General features: G+C 68.9%; 25 protein-coding genes. 21 read left to right on the top strand and 4 right to left on the bottom strand.

The genetic code is table 11. The features are described 5' to 3' along the window. Positions 1-103: 103 nt before the first annotated feature. Genes AU194_RS08075 through AU194_RS08060 form a run of 4 tightly spaced genes read left to right on the top strand, consistent with a single transcriptional unit; the run spans position 104 to position 4,012 of the window. On the top strand, positions 104-1,144 hold the full coding sequence (locus tag AU194_RS08075) for a glycosyltransferase (protein ID WP_197417547.1): 1,041 nt from the start codon (positions 104-106) through the stop codon (positions 1,142-1,144). Further along, positions 1,141-2,223, top strand: coding sequence for a glycosyltransferase (locus tag AU194_RS08070; RefSeq protein WP_059088712.1), 1,083 nt, complete (start codon positions 1,141-1,143; stop codon positions 2,221-2,223). Before AU194_RS08075 ends, AU194_RS08070 begins: the two co-directional genes overlap by 4 nt. Next, the gene (locus AU194_RS08065) at positions 2,220-3,197 is read left to right on the top strand and encodes a glycosyltransferase (protein ID WP_059088711.1); all 978 of its coding nucleotides are present in this window, start codon (positions 2,220-2,222) and stop codon (positions 3,195-3,197) included. Before AU194_RS08070 ends, AU194_RS08065 begins: the two co-directional genes overlap by 4 nt. Further along, positions 3,194-4,012: a glycosyltransferase family 2 protein gene (locus AU194_RS08060; RefSeq protein WP_059088710.1), complete on the top strand. Its 819-nt coding sequence runs from the start codon at positions 3,194-3,196 to the stop codon at positions 4,010-4,012. Before AU194_RS08065 ends, AU194_RS08060 begins: the two co-directional genes overlap by 4 nt. On the opposite strand, the gene AU194_RS08055 is transcribed toward AU194_RS08060, so the two are convergent. Beyond that, complete coding sequence (locus AU194_RS08055) at positions 3,999-4,676, bottom strand: SDR family oxidoreductase (RefSeq protein ID WP_059088709.1); 678 nt, start codon at positions 4,674-4,676, stop codon at positions 3,999-4,001. The two genes, AU194_RS08060 and AU194_RS08055, sit on opposite strands and share 14 nt — an antisense overlap. A 160-nt stretch (positions 4,677-4,836) precedes the next feature. On the opposite strand from AU194_RS08055, the gene AU194_RS08050 reads away from it, so the two are divergent. The 4 genes from AU194_RS08050 to AU194_RS08035 all read left to right on the top strand — a co-directional run bounded on the left by AU194_RS08050 (position 4,837) and on the right by AU194_RS08035 (position 9,162). Next, a complete protein-coding gene (locus AU194_RS08050; RefSeq protein WP_197417546.1) occupies positions 4,837-6,381 on the top strand; it encodes a Na+/H+ antiporter in 1,545 nt (514 codons plus the stop codon). A gap of 135 nt (positions 6,382-6,516) precedes the next feature. Further along, positions 6,517-7,377, top strand: coding sequence for an ABC transporter permease (locus tag AU194_RS08045; RefSeq protein WP_059088708.1), 861 nt, complete (start codon positions 6,517-6,519; stop codon positions 7,375-7,377). Then, entirely contained in the window at positions 7,374-8,399 is a 1,026-nt protein-coding gene (locus tag AU194_RS08040) for a glycine betaine ABC transporter substrate-binding protein (protein ID WP_059088707.1), read from the top strand. Before AU194_RS08045 ends, AU194_RS08040 begins: the two co-directional genes overlap by 4 nt. Next, positions 8,383-9,162 carry an ABC transporter ATP-binding protein gene (locus tag AU194_RS08035; protein ID WP_059088706.1) on the top strand — a complete coding sequence of 260 codons (780 nt, stop codon included), beginning with the start codon at positions 8,383-8,385 and terminating at the stop codon, positions 9,160-9,162. Before AU194_RS08040 ends, AU194_RS08035 begins: the two co-directional genes overlap by 17 nt. A 21-nt stretch (positions 9,163-9,183) precedes the next feature. Here the strand turns inward: AU194_RS08035 and AU194_RS31690 are convergent, their stop codons facing one another. Then, on the bottom strand, positions 9,184-9,312 hold the full coding sequence (locus AU194_RS31690) for a hypothetical protein (protein ID WP_157575948.1): 129 nt from the start codon (positions 9,310-9,312) through the stop codon (positions 9,184-9,186). A gap of 155 nt (positions 9,313-9,467) precedes the next feature. Here AU194_RS31690 and AU194_RS08030 point away from each other — a divergent pair, with 155 nt between their 5' ends. From AU194_RS08030 to AU194_RS08020, 3 genes are read left to right on the top strand one after another with little or no spacing between them, the layout of a single operon-like run. Beyond that, entirely contained in the window at positions 9,468-10,127 is a 660-nt protein-coding gene (locus tag AU194_RS08030) for a TetR/AcrR family transcriptional regulator (protein ID WP_059088705.1), read from the top strand. Next, a complete protein-coding gene (locus AU194_RS08025) occupies positions 10,120-10,893 on the top strand; it encodes an SDR family oxidoreductase (RefSeq protein ID WP_011854198.1) in 774 nt (257 codons plus the stop codon). The genes AU194_RS08030 and AU194_RS08025 overlap by 8 nt, the downstream gene beginning before the upstream one ends. Continuing rightward, entirely contained in the window at positions 10,890-12,656 is a 1,767-nt protein-coding gene (locus tag AU194_RS08020; protein ID WP_011854199.1) for an acyl-CoA dehydrogenase, read from the top strand. Before AU194_RS08025 ends, AU194_RS08020 begins: the two co-directional genes overlap by 4 nt. A gap of 8 nt (positions 12,657-12,664) precedes the next feature. Here the strand turns inward: AU194_RS08020 and AU194_RS08015 are convergent, their stop codons facing one another. Continuing rightward, positions 12,665-13,771 (bottom strand): alcohol dehydrogenase catalytic domain-containing protein, encoded by a 1,107-nt coding sequence (locus AU194_RS08015; RefSeq protein WP_085975440.1) that lies wholly within the window; start codon positions 13,769-13,771, stop codon positions 12,665-12,667. A 40-nt stretch (positions 13,772-13,811) separates the two neighbouring features. On the opposite strand from AU194_RS08015, the gene AU194_RS08010 reads away from it, so the two are divergent. Together AU194_RS08010 and AU194_RS08005 are read left to right on the top strand one after the other, a co-directional pair. Further along, positions 13,812-14,255 (top strand): thioesterase family protein, encoded by a 444-nt coding sequence (locus AU194_RS08010; RefSeq protein ID WP_011557539.1) that lies wholly within the window; start codon positions 13,812-13,814, stop codon positions 14,253-14,255. A gap of 16 nt (positions 14,256-14,271) precedes the next feature. After that, positions 14,272-14,718, top strand: a complete 447-nt coding sequence (locus AU194_RS08005) for an SRPBCC family protein (protein ID WP_011557540.1) — start codon at positions 14,272-14,274, stop codon at positions 14,716-14,718. Positions 14,719-14,739: 21 nt separating this feature from the next. Here AU194_RS08005 and AU194_RS08000 read toward each other — a convergent pair whose 3' ends face one another. After that, positions 14,740-15,435, bottom strand: a complete 696-nt coding sequence (locus AU194_RS08000) for a GntR family transcriptional regulator (RefSeq protein WP_011557541.1) — start codon at positions 15,433-15,435, stop codon at positions 14,740-14,742. Between the two features lie 135 nt (positions 15,436-15,570). Here AU194_RS08000 and fadD5 point away from each other — a divergent pair, with 135 nt between their 5' ends. From fadD5 to AU194_RS07960, 8 genes are all read left to right on the top strand, one after another. Continuing rightward, complete coding sequence (gene fadD5 / locus AU194_RS07995) at positions 15,571-17,241, top strand: fatty-acid--CoA ligase FadD5 (protein ID WP_011854200.1); 1,671 nt, start codon at positions 15,571-15,573, stop codon at positions 17,239-17,241. A 296-nt stretch (positions 17,242-17,537) separates the two neighbouring features. Next, complete coding sequence (locus AU194_RS07990) at positions 17,538-18,251, top strand: ABC transporter permease (RefSeq protein WP_369804057.1); 714 nt, start codon at positions 17,538-17,540, stop codon at positions 18,249-18,251. Position 18,252: 1 nt separating this feature from the next. Further along, the gene (locus tag AU194_RS07985; RefSeq protein WP_011854201.1) at positions 18,253-19,146 is read left to right on the top strand and encodes an ABC transporter permease; all 894 of its coding nucleotides are present in this window, start codon (positions 18,253-18,255) and stop codon (positions 19,144-19,146) included. 2 nt (positions 19,147-19,148) lie between these two features. Next, positions 19,149-20,369 (top strand): MCE family protein, encoded by a 1,221-nt coding sequence (locus AU194_RS07980; protein WP_011854202.1) that lies wholly within the window; start codon positions 19,149-19,151, stop codon positions 20,367-20,369. Continuing rightward, positions 20,366-21,397 carry a virulence factor Mce family protein gene (locus tag AU194_RS07975; protein ID WP_011557546.1) on the top strand — a complete coding sequence of 344 codons (1,032 nt, stop codon included), beginning with the start codon at positions 20,366-20,368 and terminating at the stop codon, positions 21,395-21,397. The genes AU194_RS07980 and AU194_RS07975 overlap by 4 nt, the downstream gene beginning before the upstream one ends. Beyond that, entirely contained in the window at positions 21,394-22,980 is a 1,587-nt protein-coding gene (locus AU194_RS07970) for a virulence factor Mce family protein (protein ID WP_059088704.1), read from the top strand. The genes AU194_RS07975 and AU194_RS07970 overlap by 4 nt, the downstream gene beginning before the upstream one ends. Positions 22,981-22,994: 14 nt before the next feature. Then, positions 22,995-24,641: a virulence factor Mce family protein gene (locus AU194_RS07965; RefSeq protein WP_011557548.1), complete on the top strand. Its 1,647-nt coding sequence runs from the start codon at positions 22,995-22,997 to the stop codon at positions 24,639-24,641. Next, positions 24,641-25,789 (top strand): virulence factor Mce family protein, encoded by a 1,149-nt coding sequence (locus tag AU194_RS07960; protein WP_011854204.1) that lies wholly within the window; start codon positions 24,641-24,643, stop codon positions 25,787-25,789. The genes AU194_RS07965 and AU194_RS07960 overlap by 1 nt, the downstream gene beginning before the upstream one ends. Position 25,790: the final 1 nt, after the last annotated feature.

The following is a 25,790-nucleotide window of genomic DNA, read 5'->3' as shown; positions in this document are numbered from 1 at the left end:
CAGGTCGAGGGTAGGCCAGTGATCGTGATACAACTTCGGTGGCGCAATCGTCTAGCAAGCGGCGAGGGTGTGCCGCCCCCTGCTGCTCGACAGGTTTGGATGGTTGATCGCTGTTGCCTCGGTTCCGGCCGCGCACCCGTACGTGCGCGCCATCACCGACCCCGAACACATTGTCCTTCTGGATGATCCGCGACCACCCGGCGCGACATCGCCCGAACAGTGGTGGCCCCCACAGTTCCTCGATTCGTCATATCTTGCCGACGAATCGGGGTACTTCGATGTCATGCATGTCCATTTCGGGTTCGACGCGACACCGCCAGCGGAGTTGCGCGGCGTCATCGACGTCCTCACCACGCGCCGGAAACCGTTGGTGCTGACCGTCCACGATCTGCATAATCCGCACTTCGTCGACCCCCGTGACCATCTCGCGCGGTTGGACGTGCTGGTCCCGGCCGCCGACGCCGTCGTCACCCTCACCGACGGCGCCGCCCGCGCCATCCACGAGCGGTGGGGCCGCCGCGCGACGGTGCTCCCGCACCCCCGTGTGCTGCCGTTGACGGCGATCCGAGGAGCGCGCACCGCTACCGAGACGCCGGTGGTCGCGGTGCACGCAAAGTCGTTGCGCGCGAACATCGATCCGCTCCCCGTCGTCGACGCGTTGCTCGCGGTGGCCGAACCCGGCTGGCGCCTGCGCCTCGACCTCGACGCGAACTACCGGGACTCGCCCCGCGCGAATCTGCTGACCGCCGAACGCATCGACGCGCTGGCCGCGCGCGGTGTCGACGTGCGCGTGCACCCCCGCTTCACCGACGGCGAACTGGCGCAGTACCTCAGCGAGATCGATGCGCTCGTCCTGCCTTACCGCTTCGGCACCCACTCGGGTTGGGTGGAGGCGTGTTATGACGCGGGCGTCGCCGCGATCGTGCCCGACTGCGGGTTCTTCCACGAACAGCACGGCGATCCGACCTACCGCCACTCCGCCGATGCGGCGATGGCCGACAGCCTGCGCCGCGCGGTGGCCGAAGGGTTGGCACGTCGTTCGACAGAGGACCGCCGCGGTGAGCGGGCACGGCAGCGCGACGACGTACGCCGGCAGATGACGAGCATCTACCGGGCGGCGCTGGCGAAGGTGGACGCCGCGTGAGGGTGGCGCTGATCGCCTCGGCCCGCTACCCCGTGTGCCAACCCTTCGCCGGCGGACTCGAGGCCTTCGTCTACCAGTTCGCGAACGCGCTCGCCGCCGCAGGTCATTCGGTGACGATGTTCGCCGCACCGGGTTCCGCGGTCGACCTGCCGTGGGATGTGCTGCCGGTGCACACCCTGCAGATGACCGAGGCCTCCCGCGAGGACCCCTCGGTGGCCGACTGGGTGGTGCACGAGACCCACGCCTACCTGTCGGTGATGATGGATCTGGCTGGCCCGCTTGCCGATTCATTCGACGTCGTGCACAACAACAGCCTGCACTACCTGCCGCTGGCGATGGCACGCACACTGCCCATGCCGATGCTCACCACACTGCACACCCCACCGCTGAAGTGGCTGGAACAGGCCGTCGCCCTACCCGGTGGCGTGGCCGGCGCCTTCACCGCCGTCAGCGCCTTCACCGCACGGCAGTGGGAACCGGTCAACGGGCCGGTGCCCGTGATCGCCAACGGCATCGACCTCGACGACTGGAAGCCGGGACCCGGCGGCGACTACGCCGTGTGGAGCGGACGCCTGGTGCCGGAGAAGGGACTGCCCGACGCCATCGCCGCCGCGCGCCTGGCCGGTTACCCGCTGCGGATCGCGGGACCGGTCGGCGAGCAGACGTACTTCGACGAGGCGATCCGCCCGGAACTCGGCGACGGGGTGACCTACGAGGGCCACCTGCGCCGCCACGAGCTCAACGAACTGGTGGGCGGGGCGGCCGTCGCGCTCGTGACCCCGCGCTGGGAGGAGCCCTACGGGCTGGTCACCGCCGAGGCGCTGGCCAGCGGCACGCCGGTGGCGGCCGTCGCCCGCGGCGGGATCCCCGAGACCATCGACACCGCCAGCGGCCGGCTCGCCCCGCCCGGGGACATCCCCGCGCTGGCCCGGGCGCTGGAAGAGGCGGCGCACCTGCCGCGCGGACCGGTGCGGGCGCGCGCCGAATCGCACTGTTCGCAGACCGTGATGGTCGCGCGGTACCTCGCCCGTTACGCCGAACTCATCGGAGTCGACGAGGAAGAACGCGTGTCGGCGTGATCGGGTACTACGTGCACCACCACGGCCGCGGGCACACGTCGCGGTCGCTCGCGGTCAGCAGGCACCTCACCGAGGAGGTCGTGTTCTTCTCCTCGGCGCCGCGGCCCTGCGAACTCGACGCCGCCGTCGAGTGGGTGAGGCTGCCCCTCGACGTCCCGGAGGCCGGCGCCGAGGCCGCCGATCCCACCGCCAACGGCCGGCTGCACTGGGCCCCGTTGCACGTCGACGGTCTGGCCGACCGGGCGGCGGCGCTGGTCGATGCGATGAGCAGGCTGCGCCCGCGGCGCATGGTCGTCGACGTCTCGGTGGAGGTGGCGCTGCTGTGCCGGCTCACCGGTGTCCCGGTGACCGTGATGGCGATGCCGGGCGAGCGCGACGACCCCGTCCACGCGCTGGGCTACGACATCGCCGACACGATCGTCGCGCCGTGGGCCGACGAGGTGTACCGACCGCAGTGGCTGGCCCGCCACGCCCCCCGCACCCACTACGTCGGGGTGATCAGCCGTTTCGGGGGTACCGCCCCCGCCGCCGCGAAGGAGGCACCGACCGGACTGCTGCTCGCGGGGGCGGGCGGATCGGCGATACCCGACGATGCCCTGCACCAACTACGTTGCGCCGCACCGGAGTACCGCTGGATCGCCGCCGGCGGCGCCGCCGGCTGGGTGGACGAGCTGTGGCCGTTGCTCAGTGGCGCCGACGTCGTGGTGACCCACGCGGGCCAGAACGCGATCGCCGACGTGGCGGCCGCGGGAGTCGCGGCCGTCGTGATCCCCCAGTGCCGCCCCTTCGCCGAACAGCATGCGACCGCGACCGCCCTCGCCGACGCCGGCGTCGCGGTGACCGCACCGCGGTGGCCGCGCCCCGACGAGTGGCCGCACCTGATCGCCGCGGCCCGCGCGCTGGACACCGCACGGTGGCGACAGTTGCGCGGACAGGGCGCCGCAGCGCGCGCCGCAGCGGTGATCGCGGCGTGAGGACCGCGCTGGTGACGGTGGCGCACGGGCGCCACGACCACCTGCGTCGGCAGAGCGCCGGGATCGCGCGGTCCCGCACGCAGGCGGACCTGCGCATCGTGGTGGCGATGGCCGACCCCGGCATCGCGCAGATCATCGACGACGATGTCGAGGTCCTCGACTGTGCGTCGACCGACCGCGGGCTACCGCTGGCGCGGGCGCGCAACCTCGGCGCGGAGCACGCACTGCGGCGCGGCGCCGACGCGGTGATCTTCCTCGACGTCGACTGCATTCCCGGCGATACGCTCGTCGACCGGTATGTGCGGGCGTGCACCGAGCACACCGCACCCGCACTGTTCAGCGGTCCGGTCACCTATCTCCCGCCGCCGCCGCCTCCGGACGGCTACCCGATCGACGCCCTGGACACGATGACCGCACCGCATCCGGGCAGGCCCGATCCGGCCCCGGGCGACCTGGTGGGGGCCGACGGACACGACCTGTTCTGGTCGCTGTCGTTCGCGGTGACCGCCCAGACCTGGCGGCTGCTCGGCGGGTTCTGCGAGGAGTACGCCGGATACGGCGGCGAGGACACCGATTTCGGCGCGGTCGCCGCACTTCGCGGTGTCCCACTCGTCTGGGTGGGCGGGGCGCACGCCTACCACCAGCACCACCCGGTCTCGCGTCCGCCGGTCGAACACGTCGAGGCGATCGTGGCCAACGCCCGCATCTTTCATCAGCGGTGGGGCCGCTGGCCGATGCCGACGTGGCTGGACGCGTTCGAACGCGACGGGCTGATCACCCGGCAGGGCGGGGAGATCGCCGTCAGGCGGTCATGAGGTAGTCGGCCTTGCCGACGAACACGATGTTCGACGGATGCTCGGCGGTGGTTACCCCGACGACCGCCTCGGCGAGCCCGTCGACCCGCGGGCTGACGGACGGACCGTCGATCCGGTCGCCGGAGACCACGGTCAGATGGATACCGGCGTGGGCGAGATCGGTGCGCATCCCGTACAGCGCGGTCTCACCGGCGCGCTTGCTGGCCGCGATGCCCGCGTAACCCTTCGGCACCGCCTTGAGCGGGAAGAAGTGCGCCTGGTGGCTGGTGACGTACACGATGTGGCCGCCGGCAGGCAGCAGCGGCACGGCCAGTTCGGCCAGGCGTCGCTGCGCGTCGCGGTTCAGCCGCATCGCGGAGCCGGGATCGGCATCGGAGTCCATCCCGCTGGTGTTGAGGACCAGTACGTCGAGCCGGCCGAAGCGGGTGGCGACGATGTCCATCATCGCGGCGGCGTCACCGGCGTCGCAGATGTCGGCGGCCAGCGTCGACGCACTGCCCCCGGCGTCGCGAATGGCCGCCGCCACGGTGTCCGCGTTCGCAGCGTCGTAGCGGTGGCTGACGATGACGTGGGTGCCCGGTGCGGCGAGACGCAGCGCGACGTTGGCGCCGATCCCCCGGGAAGCGCCCGTGACCATGACGATCCGATCCGGTCCGTGGTGCATGTTGACTCCTTCCCTCGACGGCGATGCATGCCACCGTACACCCGAATTAAGGTTCTTAAGGAAAAGATAAGGTAACGGTAAGGCAGCTTATGGTCGCGTGCTTCCGGCGGCGGGATTGCGGGTACAAGGACGTGCCTGTCCGCCCGAAAGGATCGCCGCCGTGGCCGCTCTGACCCTGTGCTTGGCGCTGCTGACGGCGACGGTCGTCCTCGCGCCCGCGGCGCAGCGGCTGTCGATTCCCTATCCGGCGGTCATGCTCGCGTTCGGCCTGGCGTTGGCTTTCATCCCCGCCGTGCCGGTGCTGACCCCCAACCCGGAACTGATCCTGCCGTTGGTGCTGCCGCCGCTGCTGTTCGCCGCCGCACGCCGCACGTCGTGGCGCGAATTCCTCGACAACCGCAGGCCCATCGCCCTGCTGGCCGTCGCGCTGGTCGGCGTCACCGCCGTCGCGGTCGGCGCGGCGCTGCACGCGCTCGTGCCGACGGTGCCGCTGATCGCGGCGATCGCGCTGGGGGCGGCGGTCGCCCCGCCGGACGCCGTCGCGGCCACCGCCGTCGCGCAGAGACTCGGCATCCCGCGGCGGCTGCGCACCATCCTCGAAGGTGAGGGACTGTCCAACGACGCCACCTCGCTGGTGCTCTACGAGGTCGCGGTCGCGGGCACGATGACCGGCGCCTTCTCCGCGTGGGGCGCCGGGGAGGCGCTCGGGCTCGCCGTCGTCCTCGGCGTCGCGGTCGGTCTGGCCATCGCGGCCGCCACGCGCTGGCTGGTCACCAAGCTGCCGCCGCACCCGGCCGGCAGCGGACTGGTCCTGGTCGTCCCGTTCGCGGCGTACGCGGCCGCCGACGCCGTCCACGGCAGCGGCGTGCTCGCCGTCGTGACCGTCGCGCTGGCGATGAGCCGCTACGGCGACGTCGAATCCTCCCAGACCCGGCTGGCCACGAACACGACGTGGGAGATCGTCGAACTGCTGTTGACCGGTGCGGCGTTCGCGTTCGTCGGGCTGCAGATCCGCGCCGTGGCCGCCAGCGCGGACGTGCCGATCAAGGAACTGGTGATCCAGGGCCTCGTGCTGACGGCGGTGGTGATCGTCGTGCGCTTCGCGTGGATCTTCCCGGTCGCGGGTATCGATGAACGGCTGCACCGGCGTAAAGCGCATGTGGCCGAACCGATCGGGTGGCGGGAGATGACGATCTCGTCGTGGGCGGGGATGCGCGGCGTGGTCACGCTGGCCGCCGTGCTGGCGCTGCCGCCGGACTTCCCCGAGCGCGAACGGCTGGTGTTCTTCGCGTTCGTGGTCATCGTCGTCACGCTGCTGCTGCAGGGGCTGACCCTGCCGACCCTGGTGCGCCGGCTCGGCGTGCGCGCCTCCCCGCGCGAGGAGGACGACGCGGTCCAGGACCTCATCCGCCGCGCCCGTGAGGCCGGGATGCGACGGCTCGAGGAACTGCGCGACGAGGACGGCGCCGATGCCGAAGCCATCGACCATGCGCGCGACAACGCCGAACGGATGTGGCACTCGCTGGGGCTGACGCGCGACGAGGACGGTGCCAAGGACCCGATGACCGTGAACGCCCTCAAGGACGAGATGCTCTCGGCCGCCCGGGACGCCGTCGTCGAGGCGCGGTCCGAATCGGGCACCGACCCGACGGTCGTCGACCGAGTGCTGCGCCGGCTCGATGCCCGCGGCAGCCAACCCGAATAAATTCACGCGGATCGCAATTCTTTGTCGCATCTCGCCGTGGCGGTACCAATATGCCGGTGAACCGCGCGCTGTCTGACGCCTGCTGTTGTCGCTGACGCCCACCGTCCTCGCTTCAGCCACAGAAAGTCGTCACCCGTGTCGGTATTCGTCGATATCACCCCGGACGAGTCGCAACGCGACGTGCCCGCCCCCGCCCCGCGCGGTAACTGGCGCGGCCGGTTGACCCGAGCCGCGCTGCCCCTGCTGTCCCTGGCGGTGTTCTTCGGGCTGTGGCAGCTCGCCGCGGCCAGCGGTGTCTGGAACCAGACCTTCGTGCCGTATCCGGCCACGGTGTGGCGAGCGTTCATCGACGTGTCCACCACCCACGACGGGGTGCGCGGGTACGGCGGCTACCTGTTGGTCGAGCACCTGTACATGACGCTGCGTCGCGTGCTGGCCGGCGTCGTCATCGGCGTGGTGCTCGGCGTGCTGCTCGGCCTGGTCATGGGGTCGATCAGCTGGGTGCGCAGCGTGCTCGAACCGTGGCTGACGTTCCTGCGGGCACTGCCGCCGCTGGCGTACTTCTTCCTGCTGGTCATCTGGCTCGGCATCGACGAGGCACCCAAGATCACGCTGCTCGCGCTGGCGGCGCTGCCCCCGGCGGCCGTCGCGACGACGGCGGCGGTGATGGCCGCACCCGTCGGGCTGATCGAGGCGGCCCGCGCGCTGGGCGCCTCGCGCGCGGAGGTGATCCGAGACGTGGTGGTGCCCTCGGCGCTGCCGGAGACGTTCACCGGCATCCGGTTGGCGGTCGGCATGGCGTACTCGTCGGTGGTCGCCGCCGAACTGTTCAACGGGCTGCCCGGGGTCGGCGGCCTGGTCAAGGACGCCAGCAACTACAACAACACCCCGGTCGTGCTGGTCGGCATCTTCGCCATCGGCATCTCGGGTCTGGTCATCGACGGCTTGTTGCGCACGATCGAACGTCGCGCCGTCCCCTGGAGAGGAAGAATATGAGATTCAAAGCCCTTGCCGCAGCGGTCGTTGCGATGCTGGCGTTGGCCGGCTGCTCGGTGGACCGGTCCGAGCAGTCGGCGGACAAGCAGACCATTCGCATTGCCTACCAGACGTTTCCGAGTGGCGATCTGATCGTCAAGAACAACGGCTGGCTCGAAGAGGCGTTGCCGGACTACAACATCAAGTGGACGAAGTTCGACTCCGGGGCCGACGTGAACACCGCGTTCGTCGCCAAGGAAATCGACTTCGGCGCGCTGGGTTCCAGCCCGGTCGCCCGCGGGCTGTCGGCGCCGCTGAACATCCCCTACAAGGTGGCGTTCGTGCTCGACGTCGCCGGGGACAACGAGGCGCTGGTGGCGCGCAACGTCAGTGGCGTGAACACGATCGCCGATCTGCGCGGTAAGCGGGTCGGCACCCCGTTCGCGTCGACCGCGCATTACAGCCTGCTGGCCGCGCTGGACCAGAACGGGTTGTCGCCCAACGACGTTCAGCTGGTCGACCTGCAGCCGCAGGCCATCCTGGCGGCGTTCGAGCGCGGTGACATCGACGCTGGCTACTCGTGGCTGCCGACGCTGGACCAGCTGCGCCGCAACGGCAAGGACCTGATCACCAGCCGTCAGCTGGCCCGCGACGGGAAGCCCACGCTGGACCTGGCCGTGGTGGCCGACGAATTCGCCGAGGCCCACCCCGAGGTGGTCGACATCTGGCGTCAGCAGCAGGCCCGCGCGCTCACCGTCATCAAGGACGATCCCCAGGCGGCGGCCAAGGCGATCGCCGCGGAGATCGGACTGACGCCGGAAGAGGTTGCGGGACAGCTCAAGCAGGGCGTGTACCTGACCCCGGCCGAGGTCGCCTCACCGGAGTGGTTGGGATCCGACGGGGCGCCGGGCAACCTCGCGGTGAACCTGCAGAGCGCATCGCAGTTCCTCGCCGAGCAGAAGCAGATCCCGGCCGCCGCACCGCTGAAGACGTTCCAGGACGCGATCTACACCAAGGGTCTACCCGGTGCCATCACCCAGTGACGTCGGCATCGCGCTGCGGGGCGTCTCGCACCGGTACGGCCGCGGTGGCCAGGAGGTGACCGCGGTCGGGCCCGTCGACCTGACCGTCGAACCGGGCGCCTTCCTGGTGCTCGTCGGCGCCTCCGGGTGCGGGAAGAGCACACTGCTGCGGTTGCTTGCCGGTTTCGAGGCGCCCACCGAGGGGTCCGTCGCGGTCGCGGGCACTCCGCCGACCCCGGGGTTGACCGCGGGTGTGGTGTTCCAGCAGCCGCGGCTGTTCCCGTGGCGGACGGTCGGCGGCAACATCGACCTCGCGCTGAAGTACGCCCGGGTGCCGCGGGACCGCCGCGCCGAGCGCCGCGAGCAGCTGCTGACGCGCGTCGGGCTCGAGGGGACCGCGGACCGGCGGATCTGGGAGATCAGCGGCGGGCAGCAGCAGCGGGTCGCGATCGCGCGGGCGTTGGCGGCCGAGACCCCGCTGTTCCTGCTCGACGAACCGTTCGCCGCGCTCGACGCCCTCACCCGGGAACGGTTGCAGGAGGACGTGCGGCAGGTCAGCGCGGAATCGGGCCGCACGACGGTGTTCGTCACCCACAGCGCCGACGAGGCCGCGTTCCTCGGTTCGCGCATCGTTGTGCTCACCCGGCGGCCGGGTCAGGTGGCGCTGGACCTGCCGGTGGATCTGCCGCGCACCGGTGTCGACCCCGACGAGCTGCGGCGTTCACCGGAGTACACGGAATTGCGCGCGGAAGTGGGCCGCGCCGTCAAAGCAGCCGCTGCGTAGCAGCGATCAGGCAGGAGCGGCTTAGACCGGCGGGTAGGCCGGCGGCGGGTAGCCGCCGCCGGGGCCGGAGACCCCGCGCAGACCCCAGGTGAGGTAGCTGAAGAAGAATTCGATCTCGTCGGTCGCGTCGTAGTCGGGATTCGGGTCCATCGATACCTCCGGAAAGTGTGACGCGACCTGTGGGTGCAGGTGCAGTCTAGACCGAGCGCACCGGACTTAAACAGGGCTCGGCGGCATTGCCATAGACTGGCCGACCAGCCAGTTGATAGACGCCCGTTTCTCGGGCCCGCCGATAGTGAGGTGTCATGTCCCCGGAAGCCTCGCCGAACGGGTCGACTCGGCGTGACGAACTGCTGCGGGTCGCGACGAAACTGTTCGCCGCCCGCGGCTACCACGGCACCCGGATGGACGACGTCGCCGACGCCGTCGGCCTGAACAAGGCCACGGTGTACCACTACTACGCGAGCAAGTCGCTCATCCTCTACGACATCTACAAAGGCGCCGCCGACTTCACCGTCGACGCACTGCACGACGATCCGACGGCGTCGGCCCGCGAGACGATCTACCACTTCACCCGCCGGTTGCTCGTCGGCATCGCCAACGACATCGAGCGCGCCGCCGTGTACTTCCAGGAGGGCCCCTACATCGGCGAGTGGTTCACCGAGGAGCAGGTCGAGTACATCCGCGAGAAGGAGACCCAGGTCTACGAGCACGTGCGTGACGTGATCGACCGGGGCATCGCCAGCGGCGAGTTCTACGACTGCGATTCGCACGTGCTGGCGCTCGGCTACATCGGGATGACGCTGGGCGCCTACCGCTGGCTGCGGCCCCAGGGCCGGCGCACCGCACAGGAGATCGCCGAGGAGTTCAGCACCGCACTGCTGCGCGGGCTGATCCGCGACGAGGCGGTGCGCACCGAGTCACCGCTGGGCGTGGACGTCCGGACGGGAGTAGGCAGTGACTGACCTGTTCTCACTCGACGGCAAGGTCGCCGTGGTCACCGGGGGCGGCCGCGGGATCGGCGTGATGATCGCCCGCGGGCTGTTGCAGGCGGGGGCGTCGGTCTACCTGTCCAGCCGCAAGGAGGCCGAACTCGCCGCGGCGGTGGACGAACTGTCGCCGCTGGGCCGGGTCGAGGCCGTACCCGCCGATCTCGGGACCGCCGAGGGTGTGCAGACGCTGTCCGATGCGCTCGCCGCCCGCGAGGACCGGGTGCACGCGCTGTTCAACAACGCCGGCGCGAACTGGGGTGCGCCCTTCGCGGAGTTCCCCGAGTCCGGGTTCGACCGCGTCTTCGACGTCAACGTCAAGGGTGTCTTCCTACTCACCCGCGCCCTGGTGCCGTTGCTCGAAGCCGCTGCGACGGAACAGGATCCGGCCCGGGTGGTCAACACCGGCAGCGTCGACGGCTTCCACACGCCGGAGAAGGGCCGCAACAACTTCTCCTACTCGGCGAGCAAGGCCGCCGTGCACATGCTGACCAAACACCTGGCGACCGAACTGGCGCCGAAGATCCTCGTCAACGCGATCGCGCCCGGCCTGTTTCCGTCGCGGATGACCAAGGTGCTGCTCGCCGCCGGTGAGGAGGCCGTCGGCGCGGCGCTGCCGCTCGGCCGCGTCGGTGCGCCCGACAACATGGCCGGGATCGCGGTGTTCCTGGCCAGCCATGCCAGCGCCTACATCACCGGCGCGATCATCCCCGTCGACGGCGGCGTCAGCACGATCCGATGAAATCGACGCTGCTGTCGCGCCGCGACCTGGACTTCCTGCTCTTCGAGTGGCTCCGGGTCGACGAGCTGACACAGCGGCCACGATTCGCCGACCATTCGCACGACACGTTCACCGGCGTGCTCGACCTGTGTGAACAGCTCGCCGAACGGTACTTCGCCCCCCACAACAAGAAGAGCGACGCCCACGAACCGACCTTCGACGGCGAGAAGGTGACAGTGATCCCCGAGGTCAAAGAGGCCTGGGAGGCGTTCGCCGCGGCGGACCTGCTGGCGATGGGGATGGACGCCGAACTCGGCGGCGCGCAGCTGCCCGCGACGGTCGCCCAGGCCGCGTTCGCGTGGATCTCGGCGGCGAACCTCGCCACGTCGGGCTACCTGATGCTCACGATCGCGAACGCGAATCTGCTGGCCGAGTTCGGAACGGCCGAGCAGATCGACAGGTTCGTCAGGCCGATGCTGGCCGGGCGGTTCTCCGGCACGATGGCGCTGTCCGAGACGCAGGCCGGATCGTCTCTGGCGGATATCACCACCCGCGCCGAACCGCGGGACGACGGCACCTACCGGCTGTTCGGGTCGAAGATGTGGATCTCCGGCGCCGAGCACGAGATCACCGAGAACATCGTCAACCTGGTGCTGGCGAAGATTCCCGGCGGCCCGCCGGGCACCAAGGGCATCTCGCTGTTCGTCGTGCCGAAATACCTTGTCGCCGAGGATGGTTCGGTGGGTGAGCGCAACGACGTGGTGCTGGCCGGGCTGAACCACAAGATGGGCCAGCGCGGCATCACCAACACCGTCCTCAACTTCGGCGAGGGGGTCTTCAACCCGGGCGGCGAGCCCGGCGCGGTCGGCTATCTGGTCGGCGAACCGCACCGCGGCATCACCTACATGTTCCGGATGATGAACGAGGCACGCCTGGGTGTCGGCATGGGCGCGGTCGCGCTCGGCTACACCGGCTACCTGAAGTCGGTGAAATACGCCCGCGAACGCCCGCAGGGCAGGCCGGTCACCGCCAAGGACCCGGCCACACCGCAGGTGCCGATCATCGAACACGCCGACGTGAAGCGAATGTTGTTGGCGCAGAAGTCCTATGTCGAGGGCGCGCTGGCACTCGCGCTGTACTGTGCGCGGCTGGTCGACCTCGGCGACAACCAGGATCTGCTCGACATCCTCACGCCCGTCGCCAAGAGTTGGCCGTCGCAGTGGTGTCTGGAGGCCAACAGCCTGGCGATCCAGGTCCACGGCGGCTACGGCTACACCCGCGAATACGACGTCGAACAGCACTACCGCGACAACCGCCTCAACCCGATCCACGAGGGGACCCACGGCATCCAGAGCGTGGATCTGCTCGGCCGCAAGGTCACCCAGCGCGGTGGCGCAAGCCTGCGCGCGGTGGGCGGGGCGCTGGCGGCGACGGTGGCCGCCGCGGGTGAATGCGGTGGTGAGGCAGCGTCATTGGCGGAGGAACTCGACGCGCGGTGGCAGCGGCTGGTCGCCGTCACCACCGCGATGTTCGGCTCCGGCGACATCGAGGCGGCGATGGCCAACAGCGTCGTCTACCTCGAGGCGTTCGGGCACGTGGTGATCGCCTGGATGTGGCTCGAGCAGTTCCTCGCCGCCGAGGGCCGGACCGGTGACTTCTACGACGGCAAACGGCAGGCGGCGCGGTTCTTCTACCGGTACGAGCTGCCGAAGGTCGGACCCCAGCTCGACCTGCTCGACAGCCTGGACCGGACCACGCTGGAGATGCGTCCCACCTGGTTCTGAGCCTGGTCCTAGTCGAACTCGATGACCTGGCGGACGGCCTTGCCCTCGGCCAGGCGGTCCATACCGGCATTGATCTCGTCGAGTGAGATCGTCGAGGACACCAGGGTTTCCACCGGGAGACGACCAGAGCGCCACAGCTCGACGAACCGGGGGATGTCGCGGGCCGGCACCGCCGACCCGAGGTAACTGCCGATCAGGGACCGGCCTTCGGCGACGAAACCCAACGGCGACACCGAGATCCGCGCATCGGGGCGGGGGAGGCCGACGGTGATCGTGCGGCCACCAGGAGCGGTGTGCGCGATCGCGGTCTCGAGTGCGGAGGGGTGGCCGACCGCTTCGATGACCACCGCTGCCTTGAGGCCCCGTTCAGCGGCCTCCTCCGGGGTGTAGGCGGCGTTGATGCCCATCGCGCGGGCTCGGTCGAGTTTGTCCTCCAGCTGGTCGATCCCGACGACGTCCACGCCGTCGTGCGCCATGGCGGTGATCATCGCGGCCATCCCGACGCCGCCGAGGCCGACCACGACGACGGTCTGGCCGGGTTGCGGTTTGCCGACGTTGAGCACCGCGCCCCCGCCGGTGAGGACCGCGCAACCGAGCAGCGACGCGACGACCGGTGGGACGTCGGCGTCGACGGCGACCACCGAATGCCGGTCCACCACGGCGTAAGTGGCGAAACCGGACACCCCGAGGTGATGGTGCACCGGTTGGCCGTCGCGGTGCAGCCGGATGTCGCCGTGCATGAGGGTGCCGGCGCTGTTGGCCGCGGTGCCCGGTTCGCACGGGGTGAGACCGCCGGTGGCACAGGCGGTGCAGTGGCCGCAGCGCGGCAGGAACGTCATCACAACCCGCTGACCCACCTCGAGGTCGGAGCCGCCCGGACCGATCTGCTCGACGATGCCGGCGGCTTCGTGGCCGAGCAGCATCGGAACCGGCCGCACGCGGTTGCCGTCGACGACCGAGAGATCCGAGTGGCACAGACCCGCGGCCTCGATCCGGATCAGCAGTTCGTCGGGGCCGGGCGGATCGAGCTGGAGTTCGGACACGGACAGCGGCGCGGACTCGGTGAAAGGGCGGGGCCGGCCGATCTCTTCGAGGACGGCGCCGCGGATCGTCATGGTCATGCTCACAGACTGCCCTGACTGAGAGACTGCAACCATGCCCCCCGAATCCGCGGACCGGCCCACCAGCCGTGACTTCCCGGTGCACTGGCCGGTGTCGACCCGATGGACCGACAACGACATGTTCGGCCATCTCAACAACGCCGTGTACTACGCGCTGTTCGACACCGCGATCAACGGGTGGATCAACACCACGGTGGACGTCGACCCGGTCAGTGCGCCGTGGTTGGGAGTGGTCGCCGAGTCGGGTTGTCAGTACTTCGCGGAGCTGAGGTTCCCGGACCCGCTGACTGTCGGGTTGTCGGTGGCGCGGTTGGGCAACAGCAGCGTGACCTATCGCCTGGCGCTGTTCGAACGCGACGCGGTGCAGGTCGCGGCGATCGGGCATTGGGTGCACGTGTACGTCGACCGTTCGACACGGCGCCCGGTCCCGATCCCGGAGGCGATCAGGTCGCTGCTGGAGACGGCGCGCGTCGAGTAGTCGATATGCTCCCCTGATGCCGCTCGTGAGCAAGACCGTCGAGGTCGAGGCGCCCGCCGAGGCCATCATGGCGATCGTCGCCGACTTCGAGAGGTTCCCGGAGTGGAACCCCGAGATCAAAGGATGCTGGATCCTCGCCCGGTATGACGACGGCCGGCCCAGTCAGCTGCGACTCGACGTCGAGGTGCAGGGGCAGGCCGGCACGTTCATCAACGCGGTCTACTACCCGGGCGAGAACCAGATCTTCACGCTGCTGCAGCAGGGCGACCATTTCGACAAGCACGAGCAGCGGTTCTCGGTGGTGTCGATCGGGGCGTCGTCGCTGCTGACGGTCGACATGGATGTCGAGACCAAGTTGCCCATCCCGAAGCCGATGGTCAAGAAGGCGATCGGCGAGACGCTGGACTATCTGGCCGACAACCTCAAGGCCCGGGCCGAACATTTGGGCGCCGGCAGCGCATAGACGCGCGCGAAGCCGGGTTGCCTAGTCCCAGAGCCCGATCTTCTCCAGCCGGACGATCAACCTCTGCGCCCCGTCGGTGAACTGCCCCGTCGTCAACCGCACCACCGTCTCCGCGTCCCGCCGCCGTAGCGCCGCGATCAACTCCCGGTGACTGGCCACCGCGTCCGTGCCCCAGCTCGGATCCGTCGCATACAGCAGTGGCGGCAGGTACCGCGCCACGTGCAACAGGAACCACGCGAGCTTGATCCGCCCCGATGCGTGGTTGAACGCCCGGTGGAAGGCGAACTCCGCGAACGCCACCTCCTCCGGATCCTGATGCTCGACCGCCTCGGCGAGCGCGGAGTTGAGCTGCTCGAGCTCCTCGATCTGCGTCTCGCTGATCCGTTCGGTGGCGGCCTCGGCCAATTTCTCCGCGATCGTCGCCTGCAGCCAGAAGATGTCCTCGATGTCCCCGCGCGTCATCGGCACCACGACGTGCCCGCGGTGCGGCTCGAGCCGCACCATCCCCTCGCCGCGCAATGTCCGAAGCGCCTCCCGGACCGGGGTGATGCTCACGCCCAGCTCCGCGGCCGTCTCGTCGAGCCGGATGAACGTCCCTGGCCGCAGTGCTCCGGTCATGATCGCCGCACGCAGATGCCCCGCCACCTCGTCGGAGAGCTGTTCGCGGCGAGTGGCGCGCCGCCTCGCCGGACGTCGTGCGACGGGGGCGGCGTTCACGGGTGCTCTCCGGTTCTTCGGCGTGATCGGACGGGGTTGTCCACGAAGCGCCTTGGCCATAGTGTGACCGGGGCCATCCAATGTTTGATCAAATATCAACCACACGCAACCCCGAGACGATGGAGCCGACCCACGTTGACCTCCGAGCCCGACGCCTCTGAGCCTTCACACACCGAGCAGCCGTATCTCGCCCGCAGGCAGAACTGGACCAATCAGCTCGCCCGGCACGCCCTCATGCAGCCGGGCGACACCGCACTGCGTTTCATGGGCCGCACCACCACCTGGGGTGAACTCGACGACCGCGTCACCAAGCTGGCCGGAGCCCTGAGCCGCCGCGGCGTCGGTTTCGGCGACCGTGTCCTCATCCTCATGCTCAACCGCACCGAGTTCATCGAGTCGTTCCTGGCCGTCAACAAGCTCGGCGCCATCGCCGTCCCCGTCAACTTCCGCATGACCCCGCCGGAGATCGCCTTCCTCGTCAGCGACTGCGCCGCCCGCGTGGTCGTCACCGAAGCGGTGCTGGCCCCCGTCGCCACCGCGGTACGCGACCTCGATCCGACGCTCGAGACGGTGATCGTCGCCGGTGGCGCCACCGACGACGGGATCCTGGGCTACGACGACCTGATCGCCGAACCCGGTGAGGCGCCGGCGCCCGTCGACATCCCCAACGACGCACCCGCGCTGATCATGTACACCTCGGGGACCACCGGCCGCCCGAAGGGTGCGGTGCTCACCCACGTCAACATCGCCGGCCAGGCGATGACGTTCCTGTTCACCAACGGCGTCGACCTCAACCACGACGTCGGTTTCATCGGGGTGCCGCTGTTCCACATCGCCGGTATCGGCAACACGATCGTCGGCCTGCTGCTCGGCCGCCCGACCGTCCTCTACCCGCTCGGCGCGTTCGACCCGGGGGCGCTGCTCGACGTGCTCGCCGAAGAAAAGGTCACCGGCATCTTCCTGGTGCCCGCGCAGTGGCAGGCGGTGTGCGCAGCGCAGCGGGCCAAACCGCGCGACCTCAAACTGCGGGTGCTGTCCTGGGGCGCCGCGCCCGCTTCGGACACCCTGCTGCGCGATATGGCGGAGACCTTCCCCGGCGCGCAGATCCTCGCCGCCTTCGGCCAGACCGAGATGTCGCCGGTCACCTGCATGCTGTTGGGCGAGGACGCGCTGCGAAAGCTCGGCTCGGTGGGCAAGGTCATCCCGACGGTGGCCGCGCGCATCGTCGACGAGGACATGAACGACGTCCCGATCGGACAGGTCGGGGAGATCGTCTACCGGGCCCCGACGCTGATGGCCGGCTACTGGAACAACCCCAAGGCCACCGCCGAAGCATTCGAGGGCGGCTGGTTCCACTCCGGCGACCTGGTCCGCCAGGACGAGGAGGGCTACATCTGGGTCGTCGACCGCAAGAAGGACATGATCATCTCGGGTGGCGAGAACATCTACTGCGCCGAGGTCGAGAACGTGCTCGCCGCCCACCCCGCGATCGCCGAGGTGGCGGTCATCGGGCGCGCCCACGAGAAGTGGGGTGAGGTGCCGGTGGCCGTCGCGGCGGTGCGTGGCGCCGAGGACGCTGCCAAGCCGCCGGCGCTGTCATTGGCGGATCTCGACGAATTCCTGACCGAACGGCTGGCCCGGTACAAGCACCCGAAGGCGCTCGAGATCGTCGACGCGCTGCCCCGCAACCCCGCCGGCAAGGTCCTCAAGACGGAGCTACGCCAGCGGTACGCAGGCCCGAAGCCGATTGACGCTGGCGAAAGTTCCACTGCGCCAACGGGTTCGGCAGCAGGTCCGGGAAGCTAGCGAATGGACGCGGGTTTGCTAACGGTTGAGTGCCCAATCCTGCCGATGCGGTGCACGGCCGGGAAACGATCGGGTACAGTCCTGTGGTCTCACTTACTACTTATGAGTAGGGAGACAGTCGTCACTAGGGTCGGAATGGGGCAAGGAGGCGGCGTGCGACAGGTTCTGCCGTTGCGCCACGAGGTTGACGGTTCCGGCATGGGAGCGCGCTCGTGACCGCCTCCAGTGGCGGGTTGACGGGATACGTACGTGATCAGGTCAGGCCGGGGCTCGAAGCCGTCGGCGGGTTCGTCCGGATGTGCGTGCTGACCGGTAAGGCGCTGTTCCGTCCGTTCCAGTGGCGCGAGTTCATCCTGCAGGCCTGGTTCCTGTTCCGGGTGTCCTTCCTGCCCACCGTCGCAGTCTCCGTGCCGCTGACGGTCCTCATCATCTTCACGCTCAACATCCTGCTCGCCGAATTCGGCGCCGCCGACGTCTCCGGCGCCGGTGCGGCGCTCGGCGCCGTCACCCAGCTCGGACCGCTGGTCACCGTGCTCGTGGTCGCCGGCGCCGGATCGACCGCCATCTGCGCCGACCTCGGCGCCCGCACCATCCGCGAGGAGATCGACGCCCTCGAGGTGCTCGGCATCGACCCGATCCACCGTCTGGTGGTTCCGCGTGTCGTCGCCTCCACCTTCGTCGCGCTCCTGCTCAACGGCGCGGTCATCACCATCGGCCTGGTCGGCGGCTTCATCTTCGGCGTCTACATCCAGAACGTTTCGGCGGGCGCCTACGTCTCCACGCTCACGCTGGTGACCGGCCTGCCCGAGGTGCTCATCTCCGTCGTCAAGGCCACCACGTTCGGCCTCATCGCCGGGCTGGTCGGCTGCTACCGGGGGCTCACCGTGGGCGGCGGCGCCAAGGGCGTCGGCACCGGCGTGAACGAGACCCTGGTGCTCTGCGTCGTCGCGCTGTTCGCGGTCAACGTGGTGCTCACGACCATCGGCGTGCGGTTCGGAACGGGGCGCTGACATGGCAACCACATCGGAGTCGAACGCCAAGACCGGGACAGTCCTGCGACAGCGCTTCCCCCGCGGTTATGCCCGCGCGGAGAAGCTCGTCGCGGCGCCGTCACGAGGTCTGGACAGCGTCGGCCACGTCGCGTGGTTCGTCGTCACCGCCGTCGGCTCGATCGGCCACGCCCTGCGGTACTACCGCAAGGAGGTGCTGCGGCTGATCGCCGAGATCGGGATGGGCACAGGCGCGATGGCCGTCATCGGCGGCACCGTCGCGATCGTCGGGTTCGTCACCCTCTCGGGCGGTTCGCTGATCGCGATCCAGGGGTTCGCCTCGCTCGGCAACATCGGCGTCGAGGCGTTCACCGGATTCTTCGCCGCACTGGTCAACGTGCGCATCGCCGCCCCGGTGGTGTCCGGTCAGGCCCTGGCCGCGACCGTGGGCGCCGGCGCCACCGCCGAACTCGGCGCCATGCGCATCAGCGAGGAGATCGACGCCCTCGAGGTGATGGGCATCAAGTCGATCTCCTACCTGGTGTCGACGCGCATCATGGCCGGCTTCATCGTCATCATCCCGCTCTACGCAATGGCGATCATCATGAGCTTCCTATCGGCGCAGGTGACCACGACGCTGTTCTACGGGCAGTCGACCGGCACCTATGAGCACTACTTCCGTACGTTCCTGCGACCCGACGACGTCGCATGGTCGTTCGTGCAGGCGATCATCATCTCGATCATCGTCATGCTCAACCACTGCTACTACGGCTACTACGCCAGTGGTGGTCCGGTGGGCGTCGGTGAGGCGGTCGGCCGCTCGATGCGGGCCTCGCTCATCGCGATCGTGCTGGTTGTCCTGTTGGCCTCGTTGGCGCTGTACGGCACCGACCCGAACTTCAACCTCACGGTGTAGCCATGGCCGAGCCGAACTCACCCGTCAACAAGCCGCGTACGCCGCCGTACAAGATCGCGGGCCTCGTCCTGCTGGTGATCTTCGCGGTGGTCGCCACGCTGGTCGCGTTTCAGTTCCGCGGCGACTTCGCTTCGCGCGAGAAGCTGACCATGATGGCCGCCCGCGCCGGCCTGAACCTCGACCCCGGCACCAAGGTCACCTACAACGGTGTGGAGATCGGCCGCGTCGCCGAGGTCAACGCGGTCAGCGTCGGCAACGATCCCCGGGCCAGGATCACGCTCGAGGTCGACACGAAGTACATGCAGCTGATCCCGGCGAACGTGCTTGCGGACATCTCGGCGACCACGGTGTTCGGCAACAAGTACGTCTCGTTCACCACGCCGCCCGACCCGGTCCCGCAGCGGATCAAGTCCACCGACGTCATCGACGTGACCAGCGTGACGACGGAGTTCAACACGCTGTTCGAGACCGTCGTGTCGGTGGCGGAGAAGGTGGACCCGGTCAAGCTGAACCAGACCCTGACCGCGACCGCGCAGGCCCTGGACGGCCTCGGCGACCGCTTCGGCGAGTCGATCGTCAACGGCAACGCGATCCTGGCCGACCTCAACCCGCAGATGCCGCAGATCCGACGGGACGTCCGCGGGCTGGCCGACCTCGGCGAGGTGTACGCCAACGCCGCCCCCGATCTGTTCGACGGGCTGGAGAATGCGGTGACCACGGCCCGCACGCTCAACGAACAGCGCGGCAACCTCGATCAGGCGCTCATCGCGGCGGTCGGCTTCGGCAACACCGGCGGTGAGGTGTTCGAACGTGGTGGTCCCTACCTGGTCCGCGGTGCGGAGGACCTCATCCCGACGAGTGCGCTGCTCGACGAGTACAGCCCCGCGCTGTTCTGCACGATCCGCAACTTCCACGACGTGGAGCCGAAGATCTCGTCGTCGCTGGGCGGGAACGGCTATTCGCTCAACACCCACTCCGAGGCCCTCGGCGCGGGCAACCCGTACGTGTACCCGGACAACCTGCCGCGCGTGAACGCCAAGGGTGGTCCGGAGGGGCGGCCCGGCTGCTGGCAGCCCATCACCCGGGATCTGTGGCCCGCGCCGTACCTGGTCCTCGACACAGGCGCCTCCCTTGCGCCGTACAACCATCTCGAACTCGGTCAACCGATCGCCATCGAATACGTCTGGGGACGCCAGATCGGGGAGAACACGATCAACCCATGAAAATCACCGGTACCGCACTCAAACTCGGCGCCTTCTCGCTGGTGCTGCTGCTGTTCACCGCGATCATCATCGTGGTGTTCGGTCAGATGCGTTTCGATCGCACCACCGGCTACTCGGCGATCTTCACCAATGTCAGCGGCCTGCGGCCCGGCCAGTTCGTCCGCGCCTCCGGCGTCGAGGTCGGCAAGGTCTCCAAGATCGAGCTGATCGAAGGGGGCAGCCGGGTCAAGGTCGACTTCAAGGTCGACCGGTCCCTGCCCCTGTTCGACGAGTCCACCGCGTCGGTGCGCTACCTGAACCTGATCGGCGACCGCTACCTCGAACTCAAGCGCGGCGACAGCGATCGGAAGATGCCCTCCGGCGGCACCATCCCGGTCGAGCGCACCGAACCCGCGCTGGACCTCGACGCGCTCATCGGCGGTTTCCGCCCGCTGTTCCGGGCGCTCGACCCGGAGAAGGTCAACAACATCGCCAGGTCGATCATCACGGTATTCCAGGGGCAGGGCGGCACCATCAACGACATCCTCGACCAGACCGCGTCGCTGACGTCGGCGCTGGCCGATCGAGACCAGGCGATCGGTGAGGTGATCCGCAACCTCAACACCGTGCTCGACACCACCGTCAGGCACCAGGAGCAGTTCGACGAAACGCTGGTGAACTTCGAGCGGCTCATCACCGGTTTGAAGAACCGCGCCGACCCGATCGCGTCGTCGGTCGCCGACATCAGCGACGCCGCGGGCACCGTGGCCGACCTGCTCGCCGAGAACCGGTCGCTGCTGCAGGACACGGTCGGCTACCTGGAGGCCACCCAGCAGCCGCTGGTCGAGCAGAAGGGTCAGCTCAATGACATCCTCGTCCGGTTGCCGAACGCGTTGAAGATCATCGGCCGCGCCGGCGGCGTGTACGGCGACTTCTTCAACTTCTACGCCTGCGACGTGACGCTCAAGCTCAATGGCCTGCAGCCGGGCGGGCCGGTGCGCACCGTCAAGGTGTGGGGTCAGCCCACGGGTAGGTGCACTCCGCAATGAGAACGCTCGAGGGATCGAACCGCCTCCGCGGCGGGTTGATGGGCATCATCATCCTGGTGCTCGTCGTCGGGGTCGGACAGAGCTTCGCCAGCGTGCCTATGCTGTTCGCCAAGCCGAGGTACTTCGCGCAGTTCGGCGACACCGGCGGCATCAACCCCGGCGACAAGGTCCGCATCGCCGGCGTCGACGTCGGCGAGGTGCTCAAGACCGAGATCGAGGGCGACAAGGTCGTCGTCGGCTTCACGCTGGGCGGTACGCAGATCGGCAGTGACAGCCGCGCGGCGATTCGCACGGATACGATTCTGGGCCGCAAGAACATCGAGATCGAGCCGCGTGGGTCGACTGCGCTGGAGGCGAACGGAATTCTGCCGCTGGGGCAGACGACCACGCCGTACCAGATCTACGACGCGTTCTTCGACCTCACCAAGTCGGCATCCGGCTGGGACACCACATCGGTGCGCGAGTCGCTCAATGTGCTGTCGGAGACGATCGACCAGACCTATCCGCACCTGAGCGCGGCGCTCGACGGGGTGGCCCGCTTCTCCGACACCATCGGTAAGCGCGACGAGCAGCTCAAACAGCTGCTGGCCAATGCCAACAAGATCGCCGGGGTGCTGGGTGAGCGCAGCGGTCAGGTGAATGCGCTGCTGGTCAACGCGCAGACCCTGCTGGCCGCGATCAACGAGCGCAGCTACGCCGTCGGCCAGCTGCTGGAGCGGGTGTCGGCGTTCTCGGAGCAGGTCGAGGGCTTCATCGACGACAACCCGAACCTCAACAGGGTGCTCGAGCAGCTGCGCGTGATCAGCGACATCCTCGTCGAGCGCAAATTCGACCTGGTCGACGTGCTGACCACGCTGAGCAAGTTCACCGCATCGCTGGCCGAGGCCTTCGCGTCCGGCCCGTACTTCAAGGTCATGCTGGTCAACCTGGCGCCCTACTGGATCCTGCAGCCGTACGTCGACGCGGCGTTCAAGAAGCGCGGCATCGACCCGCAGAAGTTCTGGCGTGACGCCGGTCTGCCGGCCTACCAGTTCCCGGATCCGAACGGGGTGCGTCAGCCCAACGGTGCGCCGCCGCCTGCGCCGGCGACCCTGCAGGGCACTCCGGAGTACCCGAATCCCGCGGTGCCGAGGGGCGACCCATGTTCCTACACCCCGCCGGCCGACGGCCTGCCCACACCGGGCAATCCGCTGCCGTGTGCGGACCTGAGCGTCGGCCCGTTCGGCGACAATCCCTACGGTCCGAACTACCACGGCCGGCCCAACGTGGCGACGTCGGAGCCGAACCCGAACGGCATGTTGCCCACTCCCGGCGTCGCCAGTTCCGGGGTGCCGGGTCAGCAGGCGCCCGTGGTGCCGGGTACGCCCGTGCCGCTGCCGCCGGCCCCGCCGGGTGCGCGCAACGAGCCGCCGGGACCGTTCCCCGGTCCGACGGCCGTAGGCGGTCAGGTGAACAACGTGCCGCCGCCGCCGGCGCTGCCGGGTCCGCCGCCGCCGCCGGGGCCGGGCCAGCAGCTGTCGCCCGCCCAGACGGGTCCGCTGCCGGGCAATCCACCGTTCCTCCCGCCGGGATCTCAACAATGACGGGGGCCTGATCAATGTCAACGATCTTCAACGTGCGGAACATGAAGATGCCGACGTTGTCACGCGCTTCGGTGATCATCGGCACGCTTGTCGTGGTGCTGGCGCTGGTGGCCGCGTTCGCGGGCTGGCAGCTGTACAAGAGGCTGTCCACGAACACCGTCGTGGCGTACTTCTCCGACACCCTGGCGCTGTACCCCGGCGACAAGGTGCAGATCATGGGTGTGCGGGTCGGCACGATCGACAAGATCGAACCGGCGGGCGACAAGATGAAGGTGACCTTCAGCTACGAGTCGAAGTACAAGGTGCCCGCGAACGCCACCGCGTCGATCCTCAACCCGAGCCTGGTGGCCTCGCGCACCATTCAGCTGGCCCCGCCGTACACCGGCGGCCCGGTCATGGAGGATGACGCGGTCATCCCGATCGACCGCACCCAGGTGCCCGTCGAGTACGACGAGCTGCGTGACTCGCTCGACCGCATCCTCACCGACCTCGGCCCCACGCCGGACCAGCCCAAGGGTCCGTTCGGTGACGTGATCGAGTCCTTCGCCGACGGTCTGTCCGGCAAGGGAAAGCAGATCAACACGACGTTGAACAGCCTCTCGGAGGCGCTGACCACCCTCAACGAGGGCCGCGGTGACTTCTTCAGCGTGGTCAAGAGCCTCGCGTTGTTCGTCAACGCGCTCTACCGCAGCGATCAGCAGTTCGTCGCCCTCAATGACGACCTGGCGCAGTTCACCAACTCGTTCACCAACACCGACCGCGAGCTGGCGACCGCGCTGCAGGACCTCAACGAGCTGCTCACCACCACGCGCGGGTTCCTCGACGAGAACAGTGAGGTCCTGACCAAGGACATCAACAACCTCGCCGACGTGACCAACGCGATCCTGCAGCCCGAACCGCTCGACGGTCTGGAAACGGGTCTGCACGTGTTACCGAACCTGGGCGGCAACATCCTCAACATCAGCTCACCGGTCAACGGCGGCATCGTCGGTGTGCCGGTCATCAACGGCATGGCCAACCCGATGCAGTTCATCTGCAGTTCGATCCAGGCGGGCAGCCGGCTGGGCTACCAGGAGTCGGCGGAACTGTGCGCGCAGTACCTGGCGCCGATCCTCGATGCGCTGAAGTTCAACTTCCCGCCGTTCGGGTTGAACCAGATCAGCACGGCCATGACGTTGCCGAAGATGATCGCCTACTCCGAGGACCGGCTGCGCCCGCCGCCGGGATACAAGGACACCACGGTGCCCGGCATCTTCTCCCGCGACACGTTGTTCTCCCACGGCAACCACGAGCCCGGCTGGGTCGTCGCCCCGGGGATGCAGGGCGTCGACGTGCAGCCGTTCACCGCGAACATGCTGACGCCGCAGTCGCTGGCCGCGCTGCTCGGCGGACCCGACGCGCCGATCCCGGGTGCACCGCCCGCGTTCGGCACCACGCGCGACGGCAACCTGCCCGGCCCGCCGAACGCCTTCGACGAACGCAATCCGTTGCCGCCGCCGTGGTACCCGCAACCCGGCCCGCCGCCCGCACCCGCCCCGGGTGTCATCCCGGGCGACCCCGGGGGCTCCCCGCTGTCGGGTCCGGCGCCAGGACCCGCGCCCGCCGCGCAGGCACCCGCACCGGCAGGCCCGCCGTTGCCCGCTGAAGCAGGAGCGCCGTGATGAAGCACAGGATCCGTCGTCTCGCCACCCGCACGGTCGCGCTCGCCGTGGCCGCGGTGGTGCTGACGTCGTGCGGTTCGTGGAAGGGCATCGCGAACGTGCCGTTGCCCGGCGGTCCGGGCACCGGCGGCGATGCCATGACGGTGTACGTCCAGATGCCGGACACGTTGGCGCTCAACGTCAACAGCCGGGTCCGGGTGGCCGACGTCTTCGTCGGGACCGTCCGCGCGATCGAGCTGAAGAACTGGGTCGCAACCCTCAAGCTGGGCATCCAGCCGGGTGTCGAACTGCCGTCCAACGCGCTGGCCAAGATCGGTCAGACCAGCCTCCTGGGGTCCCAGCACGTCGAGCTGGAGGCACCACCGGATCCGTCGTCGGAGCCGCTTCGCGACGGGGACACCATCCCGCTGAAGAACGCCTCGGCGTTCCCCACCACCGAGCGGGTGCTCGCCAGCATCGCGACGATCCTGCGCGGCGGAGGCATCCCCAACCTCGAGGTGATCCAGACCGAGGTGAACAACCTGCTGACCGGGCGGGCGGAGCAGATCCGCGAGTTCCTCGGCCGGCTCGACGTGTTCACCGACGAGCTCAACCAGCAGCGTGAAGACCTCACCCGCGCCATCGACTCGACGAACCGGTTGCTCAACATCGTGGCGAGCCGCAACGACACCCTCGACCGTGTGCTCACCGAGTTCCCGCCGCTGATCGAGCACTTCGCCGAGACGCGGGATCTGTTCGCCGACGCCGTGATCGCGGTGGGCCGCATCAGCCGCGCGGCCGACACCTACCTCGGCCAGGCCCAGGATCCGCTGCACACCAACCTGCAGAACCTGCAGCGTCCGCTCAAGCAGTTGGCCAGGTCGTCGCCGTACCTGATCGGTGCGCTCAAGCTGATGCTGACCGCCCCGTTCAGCATCGAGAACATCCCGAAGGTGGTGCGCGGTGACTACATCAACGTGTCGCTGAACGTGGACCTGACGTTGTCGGCCCTCGATAACGCTTTCCTGTCCGGCACCGGTGTGTCGGGTATGGCCCGCGCGCTCGAACAGTCGTGGGGCCGCGACCCGGCGACAATGATCCCGGACGTGCGCTTCACGCCGAACGCGCACAGCGCACCGAACGGACCGCTGGTCGAAAGGGGTGAGTGAG

This window comes from Mycobacterium sp. GA-2829, from assembly GCF_001499965.1.
Classification (GTDB): Bacteria; Actinomycetota; Actinomycetes; order Mycobacteriales; family Mycobacteriaceae; genus Mycobacterium.
This window is presented reverse-complemented; position numbering and strand designations above follow the sequence as displayed.

What these genes read in the sequence shown, in the direction of transcription:
- AU194_RS31690 (WP_157575948.1), bottom strand. Translation starts at nt 9,312, where the DNA reads ATGGACCCGAATCCCGACTACGACGCGACCGACGAGATCGAATTCTTC.
- AU194_RS08030 (WP_059088705.1), top strand. Translation starts at nt 9,468, where the DNA reads ATGTCCCCGGAAGCCTCGCCGAACGGGTCGACTCGGCGTGACGAACTG.
- AU194_RS08040 (WP_059088707.1), top strand. Translation starts at nt 7,374, where the DNA reads ATGAGATTCAAAGCCCTTGCCGCAGCGGTCGTTGCGATGCTGGCGTTG.
- AU194_RS07970 (WP_059088704.1), top strand. Translation starts at nt 21,394, where the DNA reads ATGAGAACGCTCGAGGGATCGAACCGCCTCCGCGGCGGGTTGATGGGC.
- AU194_RS08020 (WP_011854199.1), top strand. Translation starts at nt 10,890, where the DNA reads ATGAAATCGACGCTGCTGTCGCGCCGCGACCTGGACTTCCTGCTCTTC.
- AU194_RS07975 (WP_011557546.1), top strand. Translation starts at nt 20,366, where the DNA reads ATGAAAATCACCGGTACCGCACTCAAACTCGGCGCCTTCTCGCTGGTG.
- AU194_RS08010 (WP_011557539.1), top strand. Translation starts at nt 13,812, where the DNA reads ATGCCCCCCGAATCCGCGGACCGGCCCACCAGCCGTGACTTCCCGGTG.
- AU194_RS08015 (WP_085975440.1), bottom strand. Translation starts at nt 13,771, where the DNA reads ATGACGATCCGCGGCGCCGTCCTCGAAGAGATCGGCCGGCCCCGCCCT.
- AU194_RS07965 (WP_011557548.1), top strand. Translation starts at nt 22,995, where the DNA reads ATGTCAACGATCTTCAACGTGCGGAACATGAAGATGCCGACGTTGTCA.
- AU194_RS07990 (WP_369804057.1), top strand. Translation starts at nt 17,538, where the DNA reads ATGTGCGTGCTGACCGGTAAGGCGCTGTTCCGTCCGTTCCAGTGGCGC.
- AU194_RS07960 (WP_011854204.1), top strand. Translation starts at nt 24,641, where the DNA reads ATGAAGCACAGGATCCGTCGTCTCGCCACCCGCACGGTCGCGCTCGCC.
- AU194_RS08005 (WP_011557540.1), top strand. Translation starts at nt 14,272, where the DNA reads ATGCCGCTCGTGAGCAAGACCGTCGAGGTCGAGGCGCCCGCCGAGGCC.
- AU194_RS07985 (WP_011854201.1), top strand. Translation starts at nt 18,253, where the DNA reads ATGGCAACCACATCGGAGTCGAACGCCAAGACCGGGACAGTCCTGCGA.
- AU194_RS08055 (WP_059088709.1), bottom strand. Translation starts at nt 4,676, where the DNA reads ATGCACCACGGACCGGATCGGATCGTCATGGTCACGGGCGCTTCCCGG.
- AU194_RS07980 (WP_011854202.1), top strand. Translation starts at nt 19,149, where the DNA reads ATGGCCGAGCCGAACTCACCCGTCAACAAGCCGCGTACGCCGCCGTAC.